We start from the raw sequence: 11,728 nt of genomic DNA, 5'->3' as shown, positions 1-11,728 counted from the left end.
TCGCTGGTTGCGCTGGAGCTTTCCCAAAGCCGTGCTAGCTCGACTTGCATTTGTACTACAGTAGAAAGCTTACCGTCTTCATTTAAGACTTTTTGCAGTTGGGCGCGCTGCTCTTCGTCTAAGACCTCATCCCCACGCCCGATCCAGTCTTTACAACGCTTAAGCAAAGAAAGCTGACTATGATCGTCTTTGTGTTTTAAGCGAGCAATTTCCTCGGATGCCGCTTGACGAATGACATCTGCATAACGCGCTAAGATTTCATAGCGGTGAGTAATAACGCCCTGCAAAGTATCCAAATTGATATCGGCGGTTGCCGCTTTGCTTACTGGCTCTAGGCGTAATTTCGGAGCAACCTTTTTGACCGTAGCAAGTTTAAAAAAGCGCAAAATGCTGATATATACCCAACCCAAATCAAATTCGTACCACTTGCTGGAGAATTTAGCAGAGGTCCCATAGGCATGATGGTTATTGTGGAGTTCTTCGCCCCCAATAATGATGCCGATAGGAAATACGTTAGTGCTTGTGTCAGGGCTAGCGAAATTACGGTAGCCAATTGCATGACCTACTCCATTAACTACCCCAGCCGCCCAGAAGGGAATCCAAGCCATCTGTACCGCCCAAACCGCCAAACCAACTAGGCCAAATAAAGCCAGGTCAATGCCAAGCATAATTAAAATGCCAAGCAAGTTATGTTTGGAGTAAAGATTACGCTCTAACCAATCATCGGGCGTGCCATGACCGAATCGTTTCAGGGTTTCCTCGTTTTTCGCTTCCTCTCGGTAGAGTTCAGCGCCACGGAAAAACACCATACCTAAACCAAAAACCACAGGTGAATGCGGATCGCCCTCGCGCTCGCAGCGGGCATGGTGTTTACGGTGAATGGCAACCCACTCTTTGGTGATCATGCCGGTTGTTAGCCATAACCAGAAGCGAAAAAAGTGCATGACGGCAGGATGTAAATCCAAGCCCCGGTGTGCCTGACTACGGTGTAAAAACAACGTAACGGAAATAATAGTGACGTGCGTAACAGCCAAAGTGAACAAAACAATTTGCCACCATGACCATTGCATTAGCCCGCCAGCGAGAAAATTAAGTATATTTTGCATAGACCTAGTACAAGTGATCCATGTGAATTACAACAGGGAGGAATCAAAGTTTTAGTTTAGCCAGCTTGAGTCATAAAGTGACTTGAGCCATATCAAGACGATTCCACTTTACGTTGTAATACGGCCGCAAAAAAACCATCGGTATGATGATAATCTGGGCGCAGTTCCAAAAAAGGTCCTGATAAATGTAGATCAGGACTACGTGTGGCTATTATAGGATTAACATCCATAAGCTCAAAGTGGGGGTGTTGTGCCAAAAACCAAGAGACCTGCTCCTGATTCTCTGCTTTTAACAAACTACACGTAGCATAAACCAAACGACCGCCGGGTGCGACACATTTTGCAGCCCGTTGCAAAATTTCACGCTGCACCTGTACATAATGCGCAATACTTTGCTCATGATTGCGCCATTTTAGGTCAGGATTACGTCGTAAAGTCCCTGTCCCACTACACGGTGCATCCACCAATACTCGTTGTGCTTTGCCTTGCAAGCGTTTCACTCGCGCATCATTGCTTTCATTAATCACCACAGGAACGACGTTTGACAACCCACTGCGTGCAAACCGTGGCTTTGCTCGCGCTAAGCGTGCCGCAGACGTATCAAATGCATAGAGACGCCCCGTTGAACGCATCAACGCGCCAATCAACAACGTTTTTCCTCCCGCCCCAGCACAAAAATCGATGATCATTTCGCCCCGTTTGGGCGCTACTAATGCCGCTAAGAGCTGACTACCCTCGTCTTGAACCTCGATTTCCCCTTTTTCGAACTGTGGCCAGTTTGCCAAATAAGGACGACCTGCCAAACGAATACCCCAAGGCGAGTAAGAGGTTGGCTGCGGATCAAAACGCGCTGTATCACCGTGTTGTAATTGTGCTAACACCGTTTGGCGATCCGTTTTTAATGGGTTTACACGTAAATCCAGTGGGGCCTCGGTGTTTAAAGCCTGCGCCAACGATTCCGCATCTGCTAAAGAGGCTATCTGACTAGCTAGCCAATCAGGCAAGCTATAACGCTGCGCAAAAGACATTGGCATCGTATCAAGTGTACGCACATGCTCAAGCCAGAGCTTCTGCTCCGCATCCAGCGCAGGGGCTAAGTCTTTTTGCCATGTGTTCCCTAGACCTAAAATCGCCAACCGGCGTGTCACCGAACCGGTCCCGCTTTCCGCCAAATAACGATAACGGCGCAAATGACGCAAAACATCAAAAACGGCATTAGTGACTTCAGAACGGTCACGTGCGCCCATATGCTTTTGCTTTCTCATCCATTGCGATAACGCCTGATCAGCGGGGTGCTCCCATTGTAGGATCTGGCCTAAGACCTCGGTGACCTGATCAATACGCCGCTGTTCCATAGACACAGGCGCTTGATGTGCAGATCGTTTCGAAAACGTGTTTTTTTTACGAGTTGGACGTTGTGTTGTCATAGTTTTATTTAAAAGTTAAGCCACAAAGGCACGATGTGGCTGATCAGAAACCTGAACCCGTCCATTAGGTAATAATCGAACGCGACCCTCAGCTAGCCACTGTACTACTTGGTTATAAACATGGTGCTCTATAGGTAACAACCGCTCAGCCAAGCGCTCTGCCGTGTCATCATGGTGTACAGGCACAATCCCTTGGGCGATAATAGGCCCATGGTCTAACACTGGAGTCACAAAATGCACGGTGCAACCATGCCATTGTAACTCAGCATCAATGGCTTGCTGATGCGTATGCAACCCCGGAAACAAAGGCAACAAAGAAGGATGGATGTTAATCAAACGTCCTTCAAACTGCTGTACGAACTCTGGCGTTAAAATCCGCATAAACCCAGCAAGTAATACATAGTCAGGTTCATACTGATGAATGACCTGCGCCAGTTTTTTATCAAATTGCTGGCGGTCAGCAAACCGTTTATGCTCTACAATTTCAGTCACAAGGCCTTGGTCTTTAGCCCACTGGATGCCCTGAGCATCGGCCTTATTGGCGATCACCGCTACCACTTCCGCAGGAAGCGGTTTGCTTTTTATCGTCTCTACTATGGATTGCATATTCGAACCACGCCCTGATATTAAAATAACCAGGCGGCATTTTTTATTCGATTCCGTCAATTTTTTGCTCCAACGTATTCAAGACAAGAGTCAACTTGCCCGTGAAATCTACCTTTACTATTTATCGCTCTTTACCGCGCTTTGACACTCAGGCGGCGAGTGCCGTTACCATCGGCAACTTTGATGGGGTTCACCTGGGTCACCAAGCCATTTTGCAACGTTTACGACAAGAGGCTGCCGCGCGCCAACTGCTATCAACCGTGGTGACTTTTAGCCCACATCCGCGCGCCTATTTTGCCGAGCGAGCGAATCGCCCTGAATTGTACCCTGCCCAGATCAATCCCCTAAGAGATAAATTACAAGCTCTTGCTCATCACGGGGCACAACAAATTGTCTTACAACGCTTTAACCAAGATTTTGCTTCATTACCGGCCGAGGTATTTGTACATGAGCTTTTAGTACAGGGTCTAAATACCAAGTGGCTGCTGGTGGGTAAAGACTTCAAATTCGGGCATCAGCGCCAAGGTGATATTGAGCTATTGCGAAAGGCCGGTGCCCTGTATGGTTTTCAAGTAGAAACGATAGATGATGTGCCCTCGCCCGAGGGGCAGCGCATCTCAAGCTCCAGCATACGCACCGCACTAGCCAAAGGACAATTAGAACGTGTAAAGCAGTCTTTGGGCCACCCTTTCCGTATCAGTGGGCATGTGGTGCATGGACAAAAACTGGGGCGTACGATTGGTTATCCCACGCTTAATATCCCAGTACCAGCACGTTGCGCTGCCCGTTCTGGTGTATATATAGTAAAGTTATACGGTTTAGGCGAACAGCCTTTACCTGGTATTGCTAGTTTAGGCGTACGCCCTACCGTCATGGACGCGGGTAAGCTGTTGCTAGAAGTACATATTTTAGACCGTGTTGTAAACGCTTACGGTAAACTAGTAAAAGTTGAGTTTCTACAGTTTGTACGAAACGAAGAAAAATTCCCTGATCTACAGACAATGATGGCTGCTATCGACAACGATGCTAGCAGCGCTCGTGAGTATTTTGCCTCCCATGGACTATAAAAACACTTTAAACCTACCCGAATCCCCTTTTCCAATGCGTGGTAACTTAGCCAAACGCGAACCCACTTGGGTGAAAGAATGGCAAGAAAAAAAGGTATATGCCGCTATCCGCGCCGCCAGTAAAGGCCGCCCAAAATTTGTTTTGCATGATGGCCCTCCCTATGCCAACGGCTCCATTCATATTGGCCATGCGGTCAACAAAGTACTCAAAGACATTATCGTAAAAAGCCGTAATATGGCTGGTTACGACGCACAGTATGTGCCGGGCTGGGATTGTCATGGGATGCCCATTGAAGTCCAAATCGAAAAACTCTACGGTAAAAACCTTCCCGTCAAAGAGGTCCAAGCCAAAGCCCGTGCGTATGCTGCAGAACAAATCAATAGTCAGCGTGAGGACTTTATCCGTTTGGGTGTACTTGGCGAATGGGATAACCCCTATCTCACCATGAACTACAGCAACGAAGCCGATGAACTGCGTGTGCTGGGTCGCATCATGGAAAAAGGCTTTGTTTTCCGCGGTCTCAAACCCGTTAATTGGTGTTTTGACTGTAGATCGGCTTTAGCCGAAGCCGAAGTGGAGTACGCCGATCGTACTGATCCCTCCATTCACGTCGCTTTTCCTTTTGCCGAAAAAGAAAAAATCGCAGCCGCTTTTGGGCTCGATCAAGTTGAGGATGGCGCTATTGTTATCTGGACCACAACTCCTTGGACAATCCCAGCTAACCAAGCGCTCAATATCCACCCCGAGTTCGACTATGCCTTAGTTCGTTTAGCTCAACCCCGCGCTACTGGCACGATGCTCATTCTGGCCAAAGACCTCGTAGAAAAATGCCTAGAGGAATGGGGCGTAAGCGGAGAAATAGTGGCTAGTACCGCTGGAGCAAACTTAGAGCTCATTCACTTCCACCATCCTCTCGCCCAAGCTGATGCTGGCTATGATCGCGTCGCGCCCGTTTATCTGGCTGACTATGTAACCCTTGACTCGGGTACTGGTGTTGTACACTCTGCACCGGCTTATGGGGTAGAAGACTTCATGTCTTGCAAAGCCCATGGCTTAATCGACGATGAGATGCTAACCCCAGTAATGGCTAATGGTGTTTACGCTGATAGCCTTCCCTTATTTGGGGGACAGTTCATCTTTAAAGCCAACCCCCATATTGTGCAAGCCCTCGATGAAGCAGGCACATTATTAAAAGTAGAAAATCACCAGCATAGCTATATGCACTGCTGGCGCCACAAAACGCCCATTATCTATCGTGCTACCAGCCAGTGGTTTGCCGGTATGGATGTAGAAAACAGCACAGGGCGCACTCTGCGTGACATGGCACTCGAAGCCGTGGAAAACACAGCTTTTTACCCTTCTTGGGGTCGGGCTCGCTTACACGCCATGATTGCCAACCGCCCCGACTGGACCCTATCGCGTCAACGACAATGGGGGGTTCCGATGGCGTTTTTTGTACATAAAGAAACCGGTGAGCTACACCCGCGTACTCCTGAGCTCATTGAGCTCGTGGCCCAACGTATTGAAAAAGAGGGCTTAGAGGCTTGGCAAAACATCGAGCCGGCGGACTTATTAGGCGACGAAGCCGACCAATACGAAAAAAACACAGACACTCTCGATGTGTGGTTTGACTCAGGCACGACGCATGCTACGGTACTTGGTGGGCATAATGACCCCCAAATCAAAGGTTCCCATGCGGATGAACTGACCTGGCCGGCGGACTTATACCTAGAAGGCTCAGACCAGCACCGTGGTTGGTTCCACTCCTCTTTACTCACTGGCTGCATGATGTACGGCCGGGCCCCCTACAAAGCGCTACTTACCCATGGTTTTGTCGTTGATGGCAAAGGCCGCAAAATGAGTAAGTCGGTGGGCAACGTCATGGTTCCCCAGGAAATCGCAGACACCTTAGGTGCGGAAATTTTGCGCTTATGGACAGCTGCCACAGACTACTCGGGTGAGCTTTCTATTTCTGACGAAATTCTCAAACGTGTCGTCGAGGCCTATCGTCGTATTCGCAATACCCTAAAATTCCTTTTAGGCAATATTGTCGACTTTGACATAGAAAAAGATGGGATTGCTATTGACCGTTTATTAGACATCGATCGATATGCTTTAGGCATGACTGCTCAAATGCAAGCACAGGCGTTAAAGCATTACGAGGTCTACGAGTTCCACCCCATTGTGGCGCGTTTACAAACTTTCTGCTCAGAAGACTTAGGTGCGTTTTATTTAGATATCCTCAAAGACCGTCTCTATACTACCCAACCTAACAGCTATGCCCGCCGCTCTGCGCAAACGGCGCTCTATCACATCACCCACGCCCTTCTCAAGCTCATGGCGCCGATTCTATCGTTTACGGCAGAAGAGGCCTGGAAAGATATGCATGTGGGTAAAGAGCAACCGCTAACCATTTTCACCGAGCTTTTCCATGACATTCCATTGGCGCAAGACAATGCCTCACTGCAAGCACAATGGGATCGTATCCGCGATATCCGTGCTGAAGTCATGCGTCAAATCGAAGCCGTGCGCAGTGCTGGGCAAATTGGGTCCTCCTTGGCAGCTGAGGTCGACATTTACGCCAATGGCGAAGACTATGCCCTATTGTCGCAGCTCGCTGACGATCTACGCTTTGTCTTGCTTGTATCACGTGCCACAGTACATAATGGCGACAGCTTGCGTATCGAGGTCACACCTACCACTGCACAAAAATGTGACCGTTGCTGGCACCACAGCAATGATGTGGGGCAAAGTACACAGCATCCCACTTTATGTGGGCGCTGCGTGACAAACCTAGAAGGTCCAGGCGAAGTCCGTGAGCACGCTTAAGCCCTCTTCCGCCCCCAAAGCCCCAACCCCCCGTTGGGGCTTTATCGCTTGGCTTTTTATTGCCTTAGCTATTATCGTGGTTGATCAGCTGAGCAAATACTATTTTGACAGCCAACTGAACTATGCTGAGCGTTGGACCGTGCTCCCCTTTTTTGACTTCACTCTGCTTTACAACCCCGGAGCGGCTTTTAGCTTTTTAGCCGATGGGGCCGGCTGGCAGCGCTGGTTCTTTACAGGGGTAGCCTTTGTTGCCACCGTACTGATCATACAGATGTTACGCAAACAGCCACATCAAACACGATTTTGTCTAGCACTCAGCCTGATTTTAGGGGGAGCTTTAGGCAATGTCATTGATCGCCTCTGGCATGCTCACGTTATCGATTTTCTTTTATTTTATTGGCGCGATTGGTATTTTCCCGCTTTTAATGTGGCTGACATCGCTATCACCTGTGGCGCCATTTTGTTAATACTTGACGAGCTCATTCGTTTGCGTCAGCAGAAAAAAGCAAAGGAATCCCATGCAAGCCTTAGCAAATAAACGCATTATTCTCGGCTTAACGGGCGGCATCGCCTGTTATAAAAGCGCAGAGTTTTTACGTCGCGCCCAAGATCAAGGCGCCACCTTTGACGTAGTAATGACAGCCGGCGCTCAGCAGTTTATTACGCCAATGACTTTTCAAGCCTTATCAGGGCGCCCCGTCCACACGGATTTATGGGATAATCGCAGCGCAGATAATATGGCTCACATCCATCTTAGCCGTGACGCCGATGCCATATTGATTGCCCCTGCCAGCACAAATTTTATTGCTCGCTTAGCGCAAGGCTTAGCGGATGATCTGCTCAGCACCCTTTGTGTAGCCCGCGGTGACTGCCCTCTTATTATTGCTCCAGCAATGAATAAGGAAATGTGGGCTCACCCCGCCACGCAACGCAATATTGCCCAGCTCAAAGCCGATGGCGTGCATGTGATTGGGCCTGGCTCAGGGGATCAAGCATGTGGCGAAATTGGCGATGGACGTATGCTAGAGCCGATGCAGATCTTGGCAGAGCTGATCGCTTTTTTCCAACCTAAATCACTGGCTGGTAAGCGCGTGCTTATTACCGCAGGTCCTACCGCTGAACCCATTGACCCGATTCGTACGATTACTAACCGCTCTTCAGGAAAAATGGGCTATGCAATTGCCGAGGCCGCTTATCAAGCCGGCGCCGAAGTCCATTTAGTCTCTGGCCCGGTTCGCCTAGAGGCTCCCTATGGCACCAAACGACAATGGGTGCAAAGCGCACGTGAAATGCATGCGACCGTCATGAGTCTAGCACCCAATATGGATGTCTTCATTAGTGTGGCGGCAGTGGCAGACTGGTACGTCACCAATGCAAGCCAGCATAAAATCAAAAAAAATGCTGAACAAAACGCCCCTATGCTAGAGTTTGCTCCCAATCCAGATATTTTGGCCGATGTTGCTGCCTTACCTCAAGCTCAACGCCCTTTTTGCGTAGGGTTTGCCGCTGAAACAGAAAAGCTTATCGAGCATGCTCAAGCCAAACGTTTACGCAAAGGCGTACCCTTATTAGTGGGCAACTTAGCCCAACAGGCTATGGATGCCGATGATACGCAACTGATGATTTTTGATGAGTCTGGACATCAACAATGGCCAGCCCAAAGCAAACAAAAGGCTGCCCAACAACTCGTCCAACATATTGCCCGCTACTTATAATCTGTTCCTCTTTCTCTATGAAAAGCATTGCTATTAAAATTTTAGATCAACGCGTTACCACCCTACCCGAATACGCCACCCCTGGCTCAGCAGGCTTAGATTTACGCGCTTGTATTGATGCTCCCCTTACACTGGAGCCAGGGCAAACCCAATTCATCCCCACGGGGATTGCGATGCATATCGGGGACCCCAACTATGCAGCCATGATTCTTCCCCGATCTGGCTTGGGCCATAAACACGGTATTGTATTAGGCAACTTAGTGGGATTAATCGATTCCGATTATCAGGGTCCACTTATGGTATCTATGTGGAATCGTGGTGATGCGCCTTTTGTGATTGAACCGATGGAGCGCATTGCGCAAATGGTTATTGTTCCTGTGATGCAACCCCGCTTCCATATCGTCGAATCGTTTGAGAGCGAATCCGAGCGCGGCACCGGCGGTTTTGGTAGCACGGGAACCAATTAAAATCACTCTACTTTGCAAAAAACCCCAGCGTTAAGCTGGGGTTTTTGTCTTTGGCTAATCGATAAGCTCTGCTTCAGGATGTTGCGGGGTGGGCTGTTGACTACTGTCATAGCCAGAATCCTTATCATCAAATACCAAAATCACTTGGTCTTCTTGATCTAAATCCACTGTTACCACGCCCCCATTCGTTAAGCGACCAAATAAAAGCTCATCGGCCAAAGCACGTCGGATGGTGTCTTGAATCAAGCGGTGCATTGGTCTCGCCCCCATTAATGGGTCAAAACCTTTATTGGCTAGATAATCCCGCACTGCATCCGTAAAGCTAATTTCCACCCGCTTTTCATGAAGCTGCTGCTCAAGTTGCAGTAGGAATTTATCCACTACCCGTAGGATGACATCCCGAGACAGCGGAGCAAACGGAATAATGGCATCCAAACGGTTACGGAACTCGGGGGTAAACAAGCGTTTAATTGCCTGCATTTCGTCACCGGACTCGCGCTTATTCGCAAAACCAATCGTATTTTTGCTAAGCGCCTCGGCTCCGGCATTAGTGGTCATGATAATAATCACATTGCGGAAATCTGCTTTACGCCCATTATTATCTGTTAACGTGCCATGATCCATGACCTGAAGCAAGATGTTATACACATCTGGGTGTGCTTTTTCGATCTCGTCTAATAACAAAACACAATGCGGGTGTTTGGTAACGGCTTCAGTCAATAAGCCCCCTTGATCAAAACCCACATAGCCTGGAGGCGCCCCAATCAAACGGGAAACGGTATGGCGCTCCATGTACTCTGACATATCAAAGCGCAAAAGCTCAATCCCCAACACATATGCCAGCTGACGAGCCACCTCGGTCTTACCCACACCTGTAGGCCCTGAAAAGAGGAAAGAACCAATAGGCTTATCTGGACGCCCCAACCCTGAGCGCGCCATCTTAATCGATGCGGCCAGAGCCTCGATGGCTTTAGCTTGACCAAAAACTACGGTATTCAGATCACGCTCTAACGTAGCTAGCTTATTGCGATCATCAGTGGAGACATTTTGAGGTGGGATCCGAGCAATTTGTGCCACCACTGCTTGAATATCGGTTTTGCTGATTGTTTTTTTCTGGCGAGATGGGGGTAGCAAACGTTGCGCTGCTCCCGCCTCGTCAATCACATCAATGGCTTTATCAGGCAAAAAGCGATCGCTAATATGGCGTGCAGCCAGCTCAGCAGCAGCACTTAGTGCTGACTGGGTATAGCGCACACCATGATGCTTTTCAAAATAAGGCTTTAAACCGCGCAAGATTTGAACGGTTTCCTCTACGGTAGGCTCCACCACATCCACTTTTTGAAAGCGGCGTGATAGCGCATGGTCTTTTTCAAATATGCCACGATATTCTGTATACGTCGTGGCTCCCATGCATTTAAGCTGCCCTGAGGATAAAGCCGGTTTAAGTAAATTAGAGGCATCAAGCGCGCCCCCCGAAGCGGAACCTGCACCAATCAAGGTGTGAATCTCATCAATGAACAGCACTGAGCCTTGGTGTTTGTTTAAGTCGGCCAACACCGCTTTTAAACGTTGCTCAAAATCGCCTCGATATTTAGTACCCGCGAGCAAAGCCCCCATATCCAGCGCATACACCACAGTGTCAGCCAAGACATCGGGCACTTGCTTATTAACGATACGTAAAGCCAAGCCCTCGGCAATCGCCGTTTTACCGACGCCCGCCTCGCCCACAAGCAAAGGGTTATTTTTGCGGCGACGGCATAAAACCTGAATTACACGCTCAATTTCTTTATCACGACCAATTAAGGGGTCAATACGCCCCTGCTGCGCCATGTGATTTAAGTTTGAGGTGTAGAGATCAAGGGGCGATTTTTGCTCTGCACTACCCGCTTGAGAACGTGACTGCGGTTGGGATGCCCCCCCTGCAGTGCCATCCTCTGGCTGCTGAGCCATGGGCTGATGAGAATTATTCTTTGCAATCCCATGTGAAAGGTAATTCACCATATCCAAACGGGTAATGCCCTGTTGATGCAAATAATAAATCGCATGCGAGTCTTTTTCGCCATACATAGCTACTAGCACATGAGCCCCAGTGACCTCTGTTTTCGTAGTGGAGCTGGAAGACACATGCATAATGGCGCGCTGAATCACACGCTGAAAGCCTAATGTGGGCTGAGTGTCGACTTCGTCTTTGCCCTCGACAATAGGCGTATTATCCGCAATATATTTACGTAAATGTTGACGTAATGCGGGAATATCGGCAGCACAAGCGCGAAGCACATCAACCGCTGCCGCATTATCTAGCAAGGACAACAGCAAGTGCTCTACCGTGATAAATTCATGGCGCGCAGCACGGGCCTCGACAAAGGCCATGTGCAGACTGACTTCTAATTCTTCGGAGATCATGTATCCTCCTTCACGGTAAACATAATTTCATATCTCTATCATAGAGCCTATTTAGAATCTTTAAAGGGTTTTTCATAAAAAAACCCACATCTATTAGGGCTATTTAG

Annotated in this window: 9 protein-coding genes; 5 read left to right on the top strand and 4 right to left on the bottom strand. The window is 48.7% G+C overall.

All coding sequences use genetic code 11. The annotated features are described in order from the left end of the window. From Q1V74_RS00725 to purN, 3 genes are all read right to left on the bottom strand, one after another. On the bottom strand, window positions 1-1,106 hold a 1,106-nt coding region (locus Q1V74_RS00725; RefSeq protein ID WP_300646599.1), incomplete at its 3' end, for a fatty acid desaturase. A 92-nt stretch (window positions 1,107-1,198) separates the two neighbouring features. Continuing rightward, window positions 1,199-2,533 carry an RsmB/NOP family class I SAM-dependent RNA methyltransferase gene (locus Q1V74_RS00720; protein WP_300646598.1) on the bottom strand — a complete coding sequence of 445 codons (1,335 nt, stop codon included), beginning with the start codon at window positions 2,531-2,533 and terminating at the stop codon, window positions 1,199-1,201. 15 nt (window positions 2,534-2,548) lie between these two features. Beyond that, window positions 2,549-3,199 carry a phosphoribosylglycinamide formyltransferase gene (gene purN, locus Q1V74_RS00715; protein WP_260649569.1) on the bottom strand — a complete coding sequence of 217 codons (651 nt, stop codon included), beginning with the start codon at window positions 3,197-3,199 and terminating at the stop codon, window positions 2,549-2,551. A 41-nt stretch (window positions 3,200-3,240) separates the two neighbouring features. On the opposite strand from purN, the gene Q1V74_RS00710 reads away from it, so the two are divergent. From Q1V74_RS00710 to dut, 5 genes are read left to right on the top strand one after another with little or no spacing between them, the layout of a single operon-like run. Then, the gene (locus tag Q1V74_RS00710) at window positions 3,241-4,206 is read left to right on the top strand and encodes a bifunctional riboflavin kinase/FAD synthetase (protein WP_260649567.1); all 966 of its coding nucleotides are present in this window, start codon (window positions 3,241-3,243) and stop codon (window positions 4,204-4,206) included. Next, window positions 4,196-7,036 carry an isoleucine--tRNA ligase gene (gene ileS / locus Q1V74_RS00705; RefSeq protein ID WP_300646601.1) on the top strand — a complete coding sequence of 947 codons (2,841 nt, stop codon included), beginning with the start codon at window positions 4,196-4,198 and terminating at the stop codon, window positions 7,034-7,036. Before Q1V74_RS00710 ends, ileS begins: the two co-directional genes overlap by 11 nt. 43 nt (window positions 7,037-7,079) lie before the next feature. After that, a complete protein-coding gene (gene lspA, locus Q1V74_RS00700; protein ID WP_300646600.1) occupies window positions 7,080-7,574 on the top strand; it encodes a signal peptidase II in 495 nt (164 codons plus the stop codon). After that, window positions 7,555-8,751, top strand: coding sequence for a bifunctional phosphopantothenoylcysteine decarboxylase/phosphopantothenate--cysteine ligase CoaBC (gene coaBC, locus Q1V74_RS00695; RefSeq protein WP_300646596.1), 1,197 nt, complete (start codon window positions 7,555-7,557; stop codon window positions 8,749-8,751). The genes lspA and coaBC overlap by 20 nt, the downstream gene beginning before the upstream one ends. Window positions 8,752-8,768: 17 nt before the next feature. Then, on the top strand, window positions 8,769-9,218 hold the full coding sequence (gene dut / locus Q1V74_RS00690) for a dUTP diphosphatase (RefSeq protein WP_260649565.1): 450 nt from the start codon (window positions 8,769-8,771) through the stop codon (window positions 9,216-9,218). Between the two features lie 54 nt (window positions 9,219-9,272). On the opposite strand, the gene clpA is transcribed toward dut, so the two are convergent. After that, on the bottom strand, window positions 9,273-11,621 hold the full coding sequence (gene clpA, locus Q1V74_RS00685; RefSeq protein ID WP_300646594.1) for an ATP-dependent Clp protease ATP-binding subunit ClpA: 2,349 nt from the start codon (window positions 11,619-11,621) through the stop codon (window positions 9,273-9,275). Between the last annotated feature and the right edge of the window lie 107 nt (window positions 11,622-11,728).

The organism is Paenalcaligenes sp., assembly GCF_030152715.1.
GTDB classification, from domain to species: Bacteria; Pseudomonadota; Gammaproteobacteria; order Burkholderiales; family Burkholderiaceae_B; genus Paenalcaligenes; species Paenalcaligenes hermetiae.
The sequence above is the reverse complement of the archived record's forward strand: the minus strand, read 5'-3'. Positions and strand labels throughout refer to the sequence as shown.

What these genes read in the sequence shown, in the direction of transcription:
- coaBC (WP_300646596.1), top strand. Translation starts at nt 7,555, where the DNA reads ATGCAAGCCTTAGCAAATAAACGCATTATTCTCGGCTTAACGGGCGGC.
- Q1V74_RS00720 (WP_300646598.1), bottom strand. Translation starts at nt 2,533, where the DNA reads ATGACAACACAACGTCCAACTCGTAAAAAAAACACGTTTTCGAAACGA.
- clpA (WP_300646594.1), bottom strand. Translation starts at nt 11,621, where the DNA reads ATGATCTCCGAAGAATTAGAAGTCAGTCTGCACATGGCCTTTGTCGAG.
- ileS (WP_300646601.1), top strand. Translation starts at nt 4,196, where the DNA reads ATGGACTATAAAAACACTTTAAACCTACCCGAATCCCCTTTTCCAATG.
- dut (WP_260649565.1), top strand. Translation starts at nt 8,769, where the DNA reads ATGAAAAGCATTGCTATTAAAATTTTAGATCAACGCGTTACCACCCTA.